Annotated in this window: 15 protein-coding genes; 9 read left to right on the plus strand and 6 right to left on the minus strand. The window is 26.3% G+C overall.

Annotated elements, in window-relative coordinates; all coding sequences use genetic code 4:
• The 3 genes from potB (at position 1) to AAHM98_RS05300 (ending at position 3,862) form a co-directional block, all read left to right on the plus strand.
• Positions 1 to 1,110 carry a spermidine/putrescine ABC transporter permease gene (potB, locus tag AAHM98_RS05290; protein ID WP_342275851.1) on the plus strand — a complete coding sequence of 370 codons (1,110 nt, stop codon included), beginning with the start codon at positions 1 to 3 and terminating at the stop codon, positions 1,108 to 1,110.
• Positions 1,110 to 3,473, plus strand: a complete 2,364-nt coding sequence (locus tag AAHM98_RS05295; RefSeq protein WP_342275852.1) for an extracellular solute-binding protein — start codon at positions 1,110 to 1,112, stop codon at positions 3,471 to 3,473. The genes potB and AAHM98_RS05295 overlap by 1 nt, the downstream gene beginning before the upstream one ends.
• Before the next feature lie 104 nt (positions 3,474 to 3,577).
• The gene (locus AAHM98_RS05300) at positions 3,578 to 3,862 is read left to right on the plus strand and encodes an HNH endonuclease signature motif containing protein (protein ID WP_342275853.1); all 285 of its coding nucleotides are present in this window, start codon (positions 3,578 to 3,580) and stop codon (positions 3,860 to 3,862) included.
• Positions 3,863 to 4,125: 263 nt separating this feature from the next.
• Here the strand turns inward: AAHM98_RS05300 and AAHM98_RS05305 are convergent, their stop codons facing one another.
• A complete protein-coding gene (locus AAHM98_RS05305; protein WP_342275854.1) occupies positions 4,126 to 4,368 on the minus strand; it encodes a hypothetical protein in 243 nt (80 codons plus the stop codon).
• Positions 4,369 to 4,615: 247 nt separating this feature from the next.
• Entirely contained in the window at positions 4,616 to 6,508 is a 1,893-nt protein-coding gene (locus AAHM98_RS05310) for a M60 family metallopeptidase (RefSeq protein WP_342275855.1), read from the minus strand.
• Between the two features lie 27 nt (positions 6,509 to 6,535).
• Here AAHM98_RS05310 and AAHM98_RS05315 point away from each other — a divergent pair, with 27 nt between their 5' ends.
• Positions 6,536 to 6,706, plus strand: coding sequence for a hypothetical protein (locus AAHM98_RS05315; protein WP_342275856.1), 171 nt, complete (start codon positions 6,536 to 6,538; stop codon positions 6,704 to 6,706).
• Between the two features lie 495 nt (positions 6,707 to 7,201).
• Here the strand turns inward: AAHM98_RS05315 and AAHM98_RS05320 are convergent, their stop codons facing one another.
• Positions 7,202 to 7,441 (minus strand): hypothetical protein, encoded by a 240-nt coding sequence (locus tag AAHM98_RS05320; RefSeq protein WP_342275857.1) that lies wholly within the window; start codon positions 7,439 to 7,441, stop codon positions 7,202 to 7,204.
• 48 nt (positions 7,442 to 7,489) lie between these two features.
• Between AAHM98_RS05320 and AAHM98_RS05325 the strand changes: the two genes are divergently transcribed.
• From AAHM98_RS05325 to AAHM98_RS05335, 3 genes are all read left to right on the plus strand, one after another.
• Positions 7,490 to 7,669 (plus strand): hypothetical protein, encoded by a 180-nt coding sequence (locus AAHM98_RS05325; RefSeq protein ID WP_342275858.1) that lies wholly within the window; start codon positions 7,490 to 7,492, stop codon positions 7,667 to 7,669.
• Positions 7,670 to 7,861: 192 nt separating this feature from the next.
• Entirely contained in the window at positions 7,862 to 8,332 is a 471-nt protein-coding gene (locus AAHM98_RS05330; protein ID WP_342275859.1) for a hypothetical protein, read from the plus strand.
• Between the two features lie 61 nt (positions 8,333 to 8,393).
• A complete protein-coding gene (locus AAHM98_RS05335; protein ID WP_342275860.1) occupies positions 8,394 to 8,819 on the plus strand; it encodes a hypothetical protein in 426 nt (141 codons plus the stop codon).
• A gap of 625 nt (positions 8,820 to 9,444) precedes the next feature.
• Here AAHM98_RS05335 and AAHM98_RS05340 read toward each other — a convergent pair.
• Positions 9,445 to 10,848: an SIR2 family protein gene (locus AAHM98_RS05340; RefSeq protein ID WP_342275861.1), complete on the minus strand. Its 1,404-nt coding sequence runs from the start codon at positions 10,846 to 10,848 to the stop codon at positions 9,445 to 9,447.
• A gap of 95 nt (positions 10,849 to 10,943) precedes the next feature.
• Complete coding sequence (locus AAHM98_RS05345; protein WP_342275862.1) at positions 10,944 to 11,639, minus strand: TIR domain-containing protein; 696 nt, start codon at positions 11,637 to 11,639, stop codon at positions 10,944 to 10,946.
• Between the two features lie 1,161 nt (positions 11,640 to 12,800).
• On the opposite strand from AAHM98_RS05345, the gene alaS reads away from it, so the two are divergent.
• A complete protein-coding gene (gene alaS, locus AAHM98_RS05350; RefSeq protein WP_342275863.1) occupies positions 12,801 to 15,524 on the plus strand; it encodes an alanine--tRNA ligase in 2,724 nt (907 codons plus the stop codon).
• A gap of 482 nt (positions 15,525 to 16,006) precedes the next feature.
• Positions 16,007 to 17,743 carry an ankyrin repeat domain-containing protein gene (locus tag AAHM98_RS05355; RefSeq protein WP_342275864.1) on the plus strand — a complete coding sequence of 579 codons (1,737 nt, stop codon included), beginning with the start codon at positions 16,007 to 16,009 and terminating at the stop codon, positions 17,741 to 17,743.
• A 102-nt stretch (positions 17,744 to 17,845) separates the two neighbouring features.
• On the opposite strand, the gene AAHM98_RS05360 is transcribed toward AAHM98_RS05355, so the two are convergent.
• On the minus strand, positions 17,846 to 18,583 hold the full coding sequence (locus tag AAHM98_RS05360; RefSeq protein WP_342275865.1) for an Abi family protein: 738 nt from the start codon (positions 18,581 to 18,583) through the stop codon (positions 17,846 to 17,848).
• Positions 18,584 to 18,599 lie beyond the last annotated feature (16 nt).

The following is an 18,599-nucleotide window of genomic DNA, read 5'->3' on the forward strand; positions in this document are numbered from 1 at the left end:
ATGAAAAAGTGATTTAAAAAACACAAAGCCCCAACTCCTATTTTTGAACCTACTGAAACTAATCCTATTAATCCCATAGATAATGAAAACAACAATCTACTGGTTGTTATTCGTCCAACAAATAATAAAAAAACATTTAACATCAAATCTTGGTTTAAATTTAAAAATCTAACTACCAAAAAACCTAAAACTACTAACCGACCTAAAAAGAAAAATCCACCACTATGATTAAAAAACAGCAAAACAAACTGATTTAAAATTAAAAATAAAATTAAAGACAAATCAGTAAACTTTGGTTTTAAATCATGAGTAACACTTTCTTATCCTTATTTGGTGTTAATGGTAATTTTAATTGTTTTACCTTTATTAATTGTTATTTTATATTCAATTATTAAAGCTACTAACAATGCTTGAATCTTCCGTTTCACTTTTAGCAACTTCAATGATTTCTTCAAAGAAAATAGTTTCGTAATGGTGCTGCTACGTTCCATTGGATACTCGTTTGTTGCGACATTAATTGCTGTGGTATTTGGTTATCCTATTGCTTATATTATGGCTTTTATGTCAACAAAAATTGTCTCAAAAAATATTTGAGTTCTAGTAACATTACCAATTTGAATTAATATTTTATTAAGAACCATTGGTTTACAAATTATTTTCAGTATCTTAGGACCTAATATTTTATTAGGAACGCCAATTGGAATTATTTTAGCCATGGTTTACATGTTTATGCCATTTGTGATATTACCCATTTATAACTCTTTAGAAAAAACTGACCACAGTTTATTAGAAGCAAGTCAAGATTTAGGTGCTTCATCTTGAAAAACATTCTGAAGAGTTACCTTCCGATTCTCAGTACCGGGTATTGTTTCTGGCTTCACATTAATGATGTTAAGCGCCATGACATCACTAGTAGTTGTTAAATACATTGGAGAAGGAAAAACGATTTTAATTACCAATATTATTGAGTCTTATTTCTATCGTGGTGCTAATTTTGCTTATGGTGCTGCTATCTCAGTTATTCTTGGGATTATTGTTTTAATTATTATTTTTACATTAAAAGTTGTTGGTCGTTGAGCCACAGGTAAAAAACTAGGAGGTGTAGCCTAATGAAAAATTTTTTCAAAAATAGTTATTTAGCTATTATCTTTTTATTGCTTTACACACCCATTTTAGTGTTGATGGCTTTTTCATTTAATGGTGGTGATTCAGTTCGTAGTTGAAGTTACTTTTCTTTTGATGCTTATGCTGATTTATTTGCTCAAAGCCAATTGTGGCAATCAGTTAGTGTGACGTTAATTGTTGCGTTTATTTCAACCTTTGTGGCTGTCATTATTGGTACTTTTGCGGCATTAGGTTTAAGTAAAACCCGTAAACTAACTCGTAATTTAACGCTGGGAATTACTAATATTCCTTTAGTAAACGCCGATATCGTAACTGCGGTCTCACTAATGTTGTTATTCATGGCTTTAGGATTTAGTTTTGGTTTAGGAACTCTAATTTTAGCCCATATTTCTTTTAATATCCCTTATGTTATTATTACTGTCTTACCAAAGATTAGACAAATTAATGTTTCACAATTAGAAGCAAGTCAAGATTTAGGCGCTTCGCCTTGATATACACTACGAAAAATTGTTTTACCAACAATTAAACCAGCGATTATTGCTGGTGCTGCCATTGCCTTTGCTATGAGTTTTGATGATTTCCTAATTTCTTATTTTACAGGGGGTAATACTTCAAATGTTTCAACTTTTATTTATTCTTTAAAACGGATTAAACCCTATATTAACGCCTTTTCAACCATTATTATTGTTTTAATTACATTAACTATCATTTCATGAAATGGTTATGTCGTTGTTAAAAAACAAATTAAACAACGTAATGAAAAAATTACTAAAAGCATTTATCACAATCAAAAAATAACTAAAAATGAAAAACTATTAACTAAATGTTATTTACAATTAAATAATTTTAATACCAAAAAAGTGAAATCAAAACATCGTAAATCACCTTATCGGGAAAATAATTTCGAACTAGTTACTGAACAAGATATTAGCAATGCCGAAAATCGCATTGCTAAAAATCCTAAATTAATTGCCCATATCTTAAAACTAGAAGCAAAAATCGAAACGGAAATGATTTGAATTAACCACATAAAAAGCAAAATTAGTGCTAAAAAAATTTTGAAAGAAGAACGTTCTAAAGCAATTCGTGATAAATACCACTTCTTAGTTTGACCATGAAAAATGATTATGATTAGCATTCTATTAGGTTCAGGATTCATTGGGCTTGGTGCATTCTATATTTATACTAACCTTTATGATTTATCAATTGCTAATTGAGGTGAATATATTAGTCCCGAAGTCTTAAACGGATTTGAAAAAGAATATCAAGTAAAAGTTAAATATACAACTTATGATGATAATGAATCGTTATATGCAAAACTATACACTACTAACTATGATTTAATGGTCCCTAGTGATTACTTAGTAGCAAAGCTAGCAAGTGAAGATCGTATTATTAACTTTAATGACACTCAATATGCTGGTAAATTAAACTTTACACCCAAGACTGTTATTAACACTGAACTATATAATTTAATGCAAAGCTATCAAGTTAAAACAATTGATGGAACAGTAAGTCCTAATGGTTTAAATGATTACAGTATCCCTTATTTCTGAGGTGATGTGGTCATGGTTATTAATGCTACTAATCCTAATAATTTAACTGACCTTGGTATCACAGACCCTGACCAAGCCCAATGAAGTGTTTTACAAACAGCAGCAACTTTAAACAAGAATATTATTTTAAATGATGATATGCACAACTTATTTATGACAGCACTAACTGATTTACATTACAAAAATAAATGAGGAGAAAATACAGGTACTGGCGATAATAACCAAATCAATAATACTTTCCACGATAATATTAATGCCCATAATAAGACTGAAATTGATGATGCTAGTACTTGATTATCGCCAATTATCAAAAATAGTAATACTAAACTACTAAATGATAATATTGTCGACGAAATTAAGTCTAATAATTGAGATATTGCCATGATGTATAATGGTGATTTATTATCAGCTATTAGAGATAATACTGCTTTTCTAGATGGCAAATATTTAGCAATCAGACCTTACATGGGAACTAATATTTGAAATGATGATATGGTTATTAGTAAAGATTCACCCCACAAAGATTTAGCATTCAAATTTATAAACTACATTATGGATAAAAACCAACAAATAAGTTTAAGCAGCGAATTTGGTTATACTTCTCCACTACAAGCAGCAATGGATGAAGTTAGCGTGCTTTATCCTCAAGCCATTTGAAAACACGTATATACTCCTAGCGATGGTCAAATAACCAATCCTGCTAATAATCCTTTAGGATTCTTCAATGGTTTATACCATCGTGATTTTGATGCCTATATGCAAACTGTTTACAACCGATTATTAGCACGTTAACTATCACAAACTATAAATACAGCCGTTAATATAAAAAAGATGAAAAATATTGCAATATTTTTATATTCTAGTATATAATTGAATACGAAAGGGGTTAATTTATAGTGATACGTCGTAAAAAATGAGAAAAACATGAAAAAGAAAAAATATGAAATAATTACACTAAGAAAATGAATTCTTCATTTAAAGGCCTATCTGAATTTTGGACATTAAATGTGCAAGCACCATGTCCATGATGCTGCTTACCAATGATAAAAGGTGCATATCAAGGTGAACAACCAACATCAGCTTTTGTTTGAAATATTGACCATATAGATGGTAATTCTAGTAATAACAATTGACAAAACCTTCAACCAATGCACGTAGAATGTAATATTAAAAAAGACTAACATTATCGACACTAGTAGCATGTTCTTTAATTTTGTAGAGAAATTAAGGGAAAATAAAAAAGGTACCAACAAGACCTAAGATTTAATCTTATTGAATTTTGGGTTTTTATATAGCAAAGTACAACACGGCATATTTTTGATAAGGGTGGTCAATTAATGTTCTAATTTTTAAATTATCATTTTGGATTTATTCTGTAAATAACGTTTTTAAAAAATAAAAGTATTAATCTTGATTAAAGTCAAGATGATAAAATCAGTTGAATTTATAATTTAGGATTATTAAATTTTTCAATTACTTTTTTATATTTTTTATCAATATTTTTTTCCTTAAATAATAAGTGAATAATTGTGATTTTATCATTTAAATTATCTATTTTTCTTAACTCAAAAGAACAAGTTTTAATAAATTTAATAAACACTTTTTTTAATTTTCTTTTGGAAATTTTAGGGTATTTTTGATCGATTACTCATCAATAGTTAAAAATAGGAAATCTAGGAGAAGCCATCAATTACAAAGACAAATTAATCATTCATCAAATGCTTCAGCAAAAAATTCACTTTTAAGATTTCAAAAGTTATCAATAACTTTCAATCAATAAGAGCGCCTATAATTACTAAGAACAACAATTAACGGAAAAAATTCTCTTTTAATTAGATTTGTACCAATATGAGTTTCATTATTTAAATAATCAACTAGTAAGTCGGCACATTTTGAATTCGATTTTGCCGTAATATTGTTTGAATAACTAACCGTTAAATTTTAACTAAATTATTCTCTTTAATAATAAATTTATTAAGTTTTTGCTTAGTTTGCTTTCAATTACCATTACTAAAATATTGTCCACGAACACCAGGTTCAGCAAATCAAAAGTGAATTTGATAATTATTATGATAAGTAAAATTATTTAAATCTTCAAATTTTAAAGTATTTTCATCACCATTAACACTCTTATCATAAATAAGTTGATTGTTATCATCATATACCTGAATTCCAACGTATTTTTCATCTTTAAAATAAAGATGAATTTCAGAACCAATACCGACAAAAAATAGCTTTTGATTAGTTACATCTAAGTTTAAAATTCCATGAAAATCATTGCCAAGACCAAGTATTTTAACGCTACTATCAAGGATTAGTTTATTTGGAATTATATATTTATTACCAATTTTATTAGGCTGATTAACGTTAATTGCAAAATAAGAGTTATTACTAGAATAATTAGTATTTCTTCAATCAACTTGCGAAAGAGTATCAAATGTCATATCTGCACTCATATTGGTAATATATTTCTGTGCAAGTTGAGCAGTAACTGATTGTCCAAACCGTAAATTTCGAATTGGCACAGTGCTATCAACTTTTGGTCCATTTACTACTTGATAATCAGGTAAAATATAATCAACAATCGCATTATTTTCAATATGGCCATCAAAAATATTATTTCAAATTTTAACTGTTAAATTGTGATATTGACTAACAATTTTCTTTGTATTATCTGAAACTTTAATTCCTCATTTTTCAAAGAAAGGAGTTAAGTTACGATTTACTAACTTAGAAGTCATTTCAATGAATAATTGGTATTTTTGTTCATTAGATTTTGGTTTTTGTTCAGGGTTCAATAATCGATACATTTGATTTAATGACGGAAAAAATGATTTACCATAAGCCATATGTAATTGTAAAAATAGACCTAATTTACCTCAATCATCTAAACTTTCAATACTTTTATTAGGATTAGGAGATTTAATAAAATTTTTAATAGCATTGACAACATCAGGGCTAGCAAAAACGCGATTTTTAAATCCTAATTGTTCTTGAATAGAAAAAGAATTAATATTAACTGTTACTTCAGTAAATCCATCAAATTTATAACCTGGATTTTGATAAGTATGACCAATTTCATGTCAAAGTGCTCATCAATCATTTAAAGACTTATATTGAAATAAATCTTTCCCTGCATTTGTATCTTGTTGAAAACCAATATAATTATTAGTAGCAAAAGCATAACCAACACCACTATCGGGATTAGCAATTTGAATTAAATTATGATGTTTTAAAGCAACACCATCATAATTAAAATCAAGACCACTAATATGATTAGACATTTCATAAACTTTATCTCAGTTTTGAACTGTATAGTTAATATTATAAGTATTAGGATCGTTTTTTAATCAAAGTTCTTTCGCTAGTGACATTTGAAAAGTACCAAAAACATTTTTACCAATGATTTCTACAAATAGTGTCTCACTTCATTGTTGAAGTTGCTCTAAAAAGTTTTGATTACTAGTTTCATCAACTTTAAAAGTTGGAACATTTATGCCAGCTTCTACGTTAACTTGAACTTGAAACGATTTATCTTCAGTTTTATTGCTTAAATACAACATACCTTCAGTTTCAGAAATAATTATGTTGGTTTCAGGAGTTAATTGATATTCTTTTGGTGACAAACTTTGACCATGATTTAAATTAGCATAATCTCCTCATTGTCCAATAAAAATACTAAATTTGTTATCATCAACTTTTGGAAATTGAATTATAACCTTTGATCCTTTAGTAACAAAAATTCCGGTCGGTGTAAATTGTGAATGAGTTAAAAGTATATTTTCGATTTGACGATGTCAATCATTATCACCTTGTGGTAGTGCCAAAACTTCTTTAGTGATATTGGTGGCATATTGTTTATAGTTGGGCTTACTTATCAAGTTATGATGATAAATATCATCGAAAATACTTATACTTTTAACATTAGTAAGCCAATACTAGTTAGAAAACTACTACCAATAATTAATGATATTGATATTTTTTTCATTGTTGTTACTCCTTATCAAATTCATTTTCAAAAATAATTCTATATCTTTGAATAATTTAATTTTACCTATTTATTTTCAAAAATTAAGAATTTATCATACTATAAATGTTTTTATTATCATGTAATTATTTTTAATAACATACCACTTAAAAATTCGTGAATCTCGAAAATAAACATTAATAAAACATGCCCTACCTTTTTTATTATTAACCATTGATTTTTAAAACCAATAATAGTTATTGAAAATTTTCTTGTAAATATATCATTTATTTTTTCTTTAGCAAAGTACAATACGACAGATTTTTGATAATACGTTAATCCATAGTGCTAATATTTAAATTTTCATAAGTCGAGGATATTGTTGAATGTTGGTAAATCCTATTTCATGATAATGAGTAATAAATTCTTTTAAACTTGGTTATATTTTGCTAACTTTATTTAAATTTTTATAACTTACGTCATATAAGGTTTGCACATCACAAGCTAATATTGAACCTTCTTCAATGAGTTCACTAGTTAAATTTTCTTGGACTTATTTTTTCTTTAATCTTTTGGTATTTGTTGATTGAGCATATATGTTATCACTATTAATTGCCATTTCGACACAGCAATTTAAATCTTTGCTATTTTCTTCCAGATGTTTTTTTCTTGGATCATCTGGGTTTTTAAAGTTACCTTTGTGTATCTCTTTAAGAAGCGATTCATCAATTTGGATAGTACCTTTAAGTTTTTTAAATGGATATTGTGATTTTGCTAATTGTGGTGATTTCATAAGTTTTTGGCGATTAAATCAGACAGTTTTAAATGTAACATTAATAGATTGAAAAAAAGACAAATTGATCGTAGTTATATTGGATCATGATTAGTAAAGCCAATGTCAAAAGTTAATGTTTATAAAACTAAATTAGTAGTTGTTATTGCTTATATTTTTATTTTTCATTTTATAAGTTTGAAGTTTCAAGAAATTCTTTTTGATAATTTAGTGCAAGATTTTTACTAGTGAAACATTTTTATAATTAAACAAATGGATAGTAAATAAGGTGGATTATACAATCCATCTTTTTGTGAAAGGGTTATCTCTAAATTCCTGAGTAGAGAATGTAATAAATAAATAACACTTTTTTATTTGATATAATGTAAAGAACTAATCATTTAGATTGTTAAAAATGAGATTATAAGGGGATGATTTTATATGAAACAATTATTAAAACTTTTAGCAGTTTTAACTGTTAGTACTCCATTAAGTTTAAATGTTATAGGTTGTGAGAATAATAAAAGTACACCAGAAACACCAAAAACTTTAACAGTAACAGATATTGGAATAAAAATTAAAAGCATTTTTCAACTATCAACAACAGTTCTTCTTGAACAAAAAGCTACTAATAATGCTTATTTTTATAATACACTGACAAAGAACCTAGTTGATTTGCAAAACGAATTAGGTAATGTTGAAGTTTTATCAAAAACAACAGCATTATTTATTACCCGAACAACAACATTTTTTTATGCTGTTGGTCAAACTTCAATAGATTTAGGAGTAAGAGTTTTAGGTAGCATTGTGTGTTGTCAAATACAAAAATACCCCTTACTCAGGTTCCAACTAGTGCTGACAATACTTATTTCTTTGATGTTGCTAAAGTTAATGATGCTAGTAAAGGTTTAGTTAATTTAGGAGGCAAATATAGAGAAAATCATAAATTATCAAATACAACAGCTGTTTTAGAATGAGGAACTACTGATACTGATTATATACATCTTACTTATTTGATGCTACTAAAGTTAATAATAGTAGTAAAGGTTTATTAGACTTAAAAACAAATATTACTGATTTTTATCGTATCTCTGATACAACAGCAATTGCTTCCAATGGGGATAATAGTAAATCATATTTTTTTGATGCTACTAAGTTTAGTAATGGATTTACTGAATTAACTAATTATTCATATGTAGGAGTTTTGTCAAACACAACAATAGTGTTAACTAGTAATAATGAAAATTTCTTACTTGATACTACTAAAATTAATGATTGAAATAATAATTTAGTACCAATGACTAAAATATCTATTTCAGAGTTTAGATCTGTATCAAATACAATGGCTATTTTTACTGAAGGTGTGACTAATGAAGGTTTTTTATTACAATATCAATAGTTTAGTGTTATGTAAAATTTAAGAGGTATTTCAAGATTTCAAACTTGCATTCTTACAAGAATTGATGAAAATAATAATAGTTTCTTTGAAATTAATGGTTTTGGAAGAGTAAATCAACAAAAATCAATTAAAAAATTAATGAAACATACAAAAGATCTTATATTAATATTTTCTGATGCTGAATTGACATATAAAGTTTTTTCAGAACACAAAAACGCTACCCATATTGTTATTAAAAGTAACGAAAAAGAAAATAAAAAACTTCAAAAAATTGATTCTTTACGTAGCAGACTAAAATCATTTTTAAGTCCTTTTAAGGGTGTTAGTAATATTTACGTAAAATTTTATTTAAAATGATTCCATTTTTTGGAAAAAACAAAGCATTATAATAATAAAAATCAGACACATAAACTATGAAATTTACTTCTCGGGTTTACCTTTCACAGAATTAGTTAAGAAACTGTTAATTATTGAATACTAATTAGTTAGTAACAAATAAAATCTATTTAAAGATGATATGCCATAATTGTAATGATAAACTACCTTTTCTTGATAAGAAAAAACTTTTGGTGTTATTTATTTCCAATATTTGCAAAAAATTCGCTTAAAATAACACTATTAAAGGCTATTTTCTTTTATTCAAAATTTCTACGATAATGCTAACAATTTTTTTGTAGTCTTTTTCTGATTTTAGAATAGTCAAATAATCTTTTAAATACTTAAAATCTTTTATATCTTTTATAATTAAATCTAAAATTTCCTTGCTCATATACCCAGTTGAACCTATAAGTATAATTATTTTATTTTGTGATTTTGCTATTTCAAATTCTTCCATCATTCCTTGCGAATTTATTATTTTATTATGTTTTTTGTCAAATTTATTACCAAAAACAAATATAATAACTCCTGATTTTTCAATTATTTTATTACGATAATCGTTCCAAATTTGATTTATATCATGTTTTTTTGATTGTTGTGGAAATGGTCATACATCTAAAATTTCTTCTAAATTTGTTCCATTATCCTTAGAATAGTCAACTGCACCACTTATAATAAGATCGCTAACCCCTAAACCAAAACCACTAATTATTTTTTTCTGTTTTTTACATAATTCATTTGCCAAATTGTATAAAAATGTTTTGCTATTAATTTCATTATCAAATTCCTTATAACTATAAGCTGCACCTGAGATAAAAATATTTTTTCTTAAGATTAAACTATTTATTGAGTTAAAAATTTCCGATAATTCAGAATAATCTTCTAACAATACTGTCTTTATATTAAATCTTGTTTTTAAATCTTTGATTTTATGTTGTAAGAACATTCTTTCAAATTTTTGATGTTCTTTTATATCTTTTAAAAAAATAAAATGCTCACTTTTATCTTCTTTATTTACATTCATATTTACTTTACTTAAAATTAGATTTAAATTGGTATCTTCCATTGAAGTTCCTATAAATAAAAAATTCTTATTAATTAATTCCATGCTTAGTTTATCTCAAAAAAATTTCCTATCTTTTTCATATAAATCATAACTATCTTTTGAAAACACAAGATATTCTTTATTAAGAATATCGCCATGAATTTTAAAAATAGAATATTTTCTACATGCAGTATAAAATTGTTTCTTATTATAAATAGAATCATATTTCTTATTTTCATTATTTAAGGCTTTTTCTAATAAATCATCATAATTTGTTGTTCAAAATTGTTGAATTGGTAATCTAGTTAGTGAAGTTAAATTTTTTCCTGGCTTTTTATTCTGTAGATTAATTTTTTCTGATATTATATTTAATAGTTCTCTTTCTGATCCCTTTTCGTTTATATAGAACTGAGCAATTAAAGCTAAATCAATATTTTCTTTAACTTCTAACTTTAAGTCCTCAAAAATGTCTCTTAATAAATCAATTCATGTAGGTAAACCTACTTCTACATTTATTCCAGCCCCTAGAAAAACTGCTACCTTGTTTTGCAAAATCATTTTTGAGTATCGTTTTATAAAATCATCTTTTTTAATAACGTCTAACATTATTGAAACTCCTAACCAATTTTTATTATAAATATGCTAATATTTAAAAATTTTCTCTGAAATGGATGTTATTTAATAAATTCTTATCTTTTATCTTATACAGCATTACCAGTTTTAGTCAATTTCTCATTACTATTGATGCTGTTCTCAGGTTGAGTTAAGTTATTAACTTCATTAATTTTAAATTTACTTTCTTCAAATGGACATTTTTCTTCATTTTTAGTTTTAAGTTGGGATGTATTGTTTGGACTAATACCTTTTTTAGAATTATCTTGTGGTTTATCAATTAATTTTTTTAATTTACCAGGATTTGAATACATATGTGAAAAACTTTCAACAGTGGCATAGCCATTTATTACATTATCATAAATTCTTTGACCAGAGTTTTGTTCATAAATCAAAGAACTATAATTTTTACCATCAAAAACAGGATTTGTTTTTTCTTGTTCAATAAAATCATCAGTTAAAAGTATTATTAAGTCATTTCACTTTTTTCTTCTACCCAAACTTCCATAAATTGATAATGAAGTTGCAATTTCTCAATCAACGAATCGTCTATATTTTGTATATTTTCCTAAAATAATTATCGTAACATCTGTATCTTTTAAATAGTGTTCTCTGATAATTTGAAATGCTTTTCTATCAGGCAACTTAGTATCAATATTATGTGTCTTTACAGACATGTCTTTCAAGGCAAAATATTCACTATAAAGTTCTGTAAATAATTTTGATAATTCATCTTTTTCTTTTTGTTCACTTGCATGATAATACGTAATAAAAATTGTTTTCATTATATAACTCCTTGTATTATTTTAATTAACTTATTAATTTGAATTTCTTCTTTAGTCATTTTATGTTTATTTGGATAGCTTACTAAATTATTAATTTGCTCATTAGTATGACCTGAGAGTGAAAGCAATGAAATAAAATATAAGTATTCATTTTCATCTAACACCTTTTCTAGGTTTATTAACTTGATTTCAAAAATCTTTAATGGTATTTTCACCTAAATATTCATAATTAATAGTAGACTTGCCATTATTATCTATTTTTGATAATAATCTACTATTAACTAAGCCTATCAACATCTTTTATAAAAATCTCTTGAAAATATTTTTCTATACCTACTGCTAATTGTGCTTCTATTTCTGTAATTTTATTAAAAACATTTGAACAAAGTATTTTTTTTAACTTTACTTTTATTCTTATAATTTAATGAAATACTATTACTAAAAATAATAATAGAAAAATAAGTATACTGAGACTAGCAACAGCACCTATTCAATTAAGGATGTCTTGTTCATTCAACCTATTCCTCCTCTTTCTTTAATTATTTAAAAATTTTCTTTTAATTTATAACAAAAATATTGATATATGATAGAGTGCTATTTTAATAATTGACACTAAAAAGTTTTATAAATCAACAAAAATTAACTTGAATTCTATACATATGCTGTGATGGAAAAAATTAGTCCATCACTACTTTTCTACAAAATTAAAAAAATCTTCTCACCTTTTCCCCAGTGGTATCCAGTGGTATTAAAATTTTATCATTTAATATTTTTGTAAGTATAAATTTGAACTTTTTCATCCGATAGATGTTGAATAAAGTTGCTTACTAATTATGTATTACGCCCTTGTTTTTATTCATTCCTTTTTAATAATTTTACTTGCAATATTTATAATTTGTAGATAATATTAGTACAGAAATTAATATGTAAAATATTAATCTTAAATTAGATAAGTACCATTATAATCATTAAGTTATATAACAGCGAGAGTGGACAGTGTAAGCACTTAACTAATATTAGTGGGAAGCTCCTAATTTTTCATATTTAATAAAACAATTAAGAGCATTTATTATTAAGTTAATAAATGAATTAGGATGGTACCGCGTTCAATTAAACGTTCCTAAATTAAGGAACGTTTTTTATTATTTTAAGGAGAAAATTATGAGCACAAAATGAACAACAGATAAAGTAAGAACAACATGACTAGATTTTTTCAAAAATTATGACCACCATGTTTTAGCAAGTGCTTCGCTAGTTCCTAATGATGATCCATCATTATTATGAATTAACTCAGGAGTTGCTACTTTAAAACCATATTTTGATGGTCGTAGTACTCCAGTTGCTAACCGACTAGTTAACTCACAAAAAGCGATTAGAACTAACGATATTGAAAATATCGGAATTACAGCACGACATCAAACTTTTTTTGAAATGTTAGGTAATTTTTCGATCGGTGATTATTTTAAAGTTGAAGCTATTACTTGAGGGTGAGAGTTCTTAACAAGTAAAAAATGATTAAACTTGGATCCTAATTTACTTTATGTAACAGTTTTTAGTGAAGACCATGAAACATATGATTTATGATTAAATATTATTAAGTTACCAAAAGATCATATTATTAAAGGAACAAGAGATACTAACTTTTGAGATATGGGACAAGGTCCATGTGGCCCCAATACCGAAATTTATTATGATCGTGGTATTAAATATGATGAAAAAAATATTGGGATTAAACTATTACAAGACGATATGGAAAATGATCGTTATATTGAAATTTGAAATATTGTTTTTTCTCAATTTAATAATGATGGTAAAAACAACTATTCTGACTTACTGCGCAGAAATATTGATACCGGTGCTGGTTTAGAAAGACTAGTAACTATTTTACAAGATGTTCCTACTAACTTTGATACTGACTTATTTCAAAATATTATTCATAATTGTGAAAAATTAACAAATATTCGATATGATATTAACAATTATTTTACTAATCAACCACAACAAAAAACCATTAATACTGCCTTTAAAATTATTGCTGACCATATTAGGTGCTTAGTTTTTGCTATTAGTGATGGTGTCTTTCCAAGTAGTAAAGACCGTGGTTATGTGTTAAGACGATTAATTAGACGAGCAGTTGTTTACGGTCAAAAGTTAGGTATCAATGAACCATTCTTATTCAAACTAGTACCAGTAATTGTGAAAGTAATGGGTGTTCACTACTATGAATTACATGATAAAATTGATTTAGTAACTACTATTATTAAAAATGAAGAACTTAAGTTTTGAGCAACGCTAAGTACAGGAAAACAGTTGTTGTTACAAGTTATTAAAACTCAGAAAAAAGTAGATGCAGTGAGTGCTTTTAAACTATTTGATACTTATGGTTACCCGATTGAATTAACTTTAGAAATGGCGCAAGAAATGCATGCTACTGTTGACTTAAAAGGTTTTGAAAAACTGTTAGAAAATAGTAAAGATAATACTAGAAAAGTACGCTCTTACCATCAAGCATTAACAATTCAATCTTCATTGTTAACCAATTTAAAAGTTGATTCTACTTTTATTGGCTATACTCATGACCAAACTAAAACTAATATTAATTTTATGTTTAAAGATGAAAAAAAGGTGACAAAGTTAACAAATGAAACTGGATTTCTAATTTTAAAAGAAACACCTTTTTATGCTGAAAAAGGTGGGCAAGCAGCAGATGATGGATTCATTAAAGGTATTAATAGTAGTGCCTATGTTAGCGATGTCCAACAAGGACCACAAAAGCAACATATCCACCAAGTAACAGTAACAGGAACACTAACAACTACTGATATAGTAGTAGCAGAAATTGACAGCAATCATCGTTTGGATACTCGTAAAAATCATTCTGGAACGCATTTACTACATGCTGCGCTACGAAAAGTATTAGGACAACATGTTATGCAATCAGGAAGTTTTAATAATTACCAATATTTACGATTAGATTTTAGTCATTATGAAAATATTACTCCTGAGCAACAAGCACAAATTGAGACACAAGTAGCAACTTGAATTAAAAGTAAAACCAAATGTGAAGTTATTCATTGTGCTTATGATGAAGCAATTAAACTAGGAGCATTAGCATTTTTTGGTGAAAAATATGATGAAACAGTGCGTGTGATTAAATTTGGTGATTTTTCAATTGAACTTTGTGGCGGAACACACTGTCATAATACTAAAGAAGTAGAACAATTATTAATTACTAATATTGAATCAAAAGGTTCTGGTTCATACCGTGTTCATGCTTTAACATCATATCAAACTATTAATGAATATTTAAGCAAACAATTATTAACAATTCAAACAGAGAGTGCTAATTGATTTAATCAATATCAAAATCTAAAAAATAATACTAATCAAGATTTAACAATCGAAAGCATTGCCAAAACTATTAGTAAACTGCAACCCTGCATTATTGATTGACGAAATGGTAAATTATTAATTAATGAACTCCAAAGTTTATTTAAAAAATGACAAATTAATAATCAAGAATTACAACGAACTATGGTTTTAAAACAACATTTAAATTTAGTACCAGTATTTAAAGGACAATATCAACTGTTAATTGCTAATTTTAATGGTTTAGATGTTAAAACACTACGTGAATTAATGGAGCATTATCGTAATCAGTACCAAAATATTATCATTATTTTTATTAATAAAAATAATGAGCAAGAAAGTTTAATCTTAGTAGCATCAAGTAAAGAATTACATAGTAATAAACAATATCACAGTAATGTAATTTTACAAAAAATCTTGAAAGCCTATGATGGTAAGGGTGGTGGTACACCAATTTTAGGACAAGGTAAAATTAATAAGACTGTTACTGATAATGATATTATGAAATTCTTATAAAAGAAAGAGAGGATAGAAAGTTTTCTTTCCATCCTCGATTCATAGTAATTATTTTTAGTTAGATAGGTCAGGTCAGGCATTATTATCAGATAATTTGGTAATAGTAATCGATATTACTATAAAAAATTTATCCAAACATTAAACTACAAGCAAATAGGATTACTTTTTTCATAAAAAAGGTAGTTAATGAAAAAGTCATTCTTACCTGTTACCTTTTGTCAAATTTAGACCAATAATAATTTTACTTACTCATACTTGAATTATAAATATATTAATTATTATTTTTAAATGTTTTTAATTTAATAGTTAGTGATTTAATTATTGAGTAAGTCAGTGAGTGTTATTATTTTTTACAAATTTAAATAATATGTGTTATTATTAAATTATAATTTAATAAAAGTTCAATCCTAATATAGATATTTTTCTATATTGGGTTTTATTTTTGTTAAATTAATATTTTAGATAAAGAGAGATTGAAAAATATGCCTGTGGAAAGCAAAATAGATTTAGAAAAACTTGAAAAACGTATTCAAACAATAAATAAAGTAGGAGAAATATATATTAATAATAATCAACTTGTTGACAAAGCAATAGTTTCCTTAACTGATATTGCTTCTTTAAAGAATGAATTACAAGAATTATCAAATAAACCTGATGAGATAAAACATGAAGATGTTAAACAATTAGAATACTTCTCATTATATATGAAAAAACTAAATGATTTCATAGGTCCAAGGTCGAACGAACTAACTTTAGAAATTAGTTCTAATTGTGCTAAATGGTTATTTACGAACGATTTTCCAGCTAAATTAGAAAAATTATTTGAATTAAGTATTTTAAAAGAAATTAAAGATAAAATAATTTTTAGAGTAGCAAAACGTTTTATTGAAGAAGGAAATATTAATTATATAAAAATGTTAAAAACAAAATATGATAGTTATTGAACTATTTCAAAACTTATGGATGATGAGAAAAAGCAAGATAATCTTTTTCATGTTGCTGTTGCTAATGGTCAACTTGAAATATTAACGTTTTTGTTTGATTTATTAAAAGATGACGAAATTAGTGCTAAGAAAAATCAGCTTGTATATTCTCTTTTAGAATCTGCTTTTAAATATAGTGCAAAACATTTTGTAGAAACTAATTCTTTTAACCCCGATATCATACCTTTTTTATTAGAAAAAATTGATAGTAACCGGTTAGAAGAAATGATAAAAGTTTCTAAATATAGAAAAATTGTACATGTAGCAGCAATGTCAGGCGATATAAATGGTATGAAAGCCCTATTTGAAAAATTAAAAAATCCCTTATCAATAAATAAATTAATGGAAGATTATGGAACTCCTTTACAAATCGCAATTATAGGATCTAGTACACATGATAAAACCGGAGTACCATTAAAAGGAGAAGTATGAATACGTTCATTTGATAATATGTTTAAGGAATTATTAAAAGAGATTTCCTTTGATGTTAATACTAATTCTATAAATAGAATTTTATTAGTTGAAAAATATGAAGAAATAGCAAAATATTTACTTTCTATCACTCCTGGGCAAATTAATTCTAAAGACAATGAAGGTGATACTGTGATACATGAGTGTGTATATAGATCTAATCCTGAAATGTTAAAATTAATTTTAAAAAATAAAGGTGATATAAATGCTCAAAATGAGGAGGGTAATACTCCTTTACATTGTGCAATATTTTATGCTAAGTTGTCAGTAATAAAGGTGCTTTTAGAATCAAAAGAAATTGATTTAAAACTATCAAATGAGGAAGGATTGACTGCATGTCAATTACTATTACTTCCAGACGTTAGGCAAACAAATAGTGGAAAAACGGATAAAGGGCAAATAGCACAGTTGTTTAAAAAAGCTCTTGAAAATAAAAAAATGTTTGTTCCTAAATATTTAAAACTTATAAAGGATAGTGAAGAAAACCTTCAATCTCAAAGTATTGGGATAATATTAAGTCAAGGTCATGGTTTAAGATATATACCAAACTCAGGACCATACCAAAATCTTTCTTCATCTTCAAATATGTCACATCAACCTCAGGAGATTGAAATTGATTCTTATGATGAAGTTGATGGTCACAATGGATCTGATATTACTAGTGTTCCTATGGAAACTGATGAAGACTTTCCAACAGATGCAATCAATCATACTACAGCAGGAGATACTATTAATACTAGTAGTGGATCATTAAGTTTAGATTAAAAACCTTTATAAATACATAACTATCAAGAACCAAGCATTTAATGCTTGGTTCTTATCTTATAAAGGTTATGTTTTCATTATTGAGCATAGATAATAATCTTATTAAGATTGAACTCTTGTATCTGTTTGTTCTTTAACACAATCGTGAATTTTCACTTCATAGTTTTTAAATAATTTTTCATAATCACTATTGAATCGTGGTAATAGTTCGTTTTTACTTGAAAAACGGTCAATCAATAAATGTAAATAATGGTGTTCATTAGTAGCATTTAAGGCTTGTTCGTAATAAGCAAAACGTTCTTTATGTTTAAACTGGACACCTAAAACTTTAAAATTATGAGATAAGTAGTTGCGAACATCTTTAATGTATTCTAATTGTTCTAGTAAAATTTTACGATCATTGAAATCTTTAATTCCAAAGTAATGAGCAATTTTAGCAATGCTTTTATGATTTAAAGTTTGGAGTAAACTCATAGTTCATTCAAAGGACATAACTTCTAATAAACTACGAATGGTACGTGATTTTAAAACACCACTGCGTCCATATTTGTTATAACCAGCGCGAATTAAATGTAAAGCCGTTTTCATTTGTTCTAAATGGTCAGGATTCAAGTAGGTAGTATTATTAACATTTTGAATATTATCACTTAGTAATTGCTGTAATAGCGCATATTTTAATGAATTTTCAATCATTAAAATATGCTTTAAATATAATAAACGTAAATCAATATTTAAAAGTAATAAATTTTGTAAATCATGTTGCGGATAATTGCGTTTTAGTAAATCTAAATATTTTTCTTCAACGATATGTTCTATGATTCATGATTCATTCAATGGCATGTAGTTTGCTCCTTAA

The sequence above is a fragment of the Spiroplasma endosymbiont of Nebria brevicollis genome (assembly GCF_964030895.1).
Classification (GTDB): Bacteria; Bacillota_I; Bacilli_A; order Mycoplasmatales; family VBWQ01; genus Spiroplasma_E.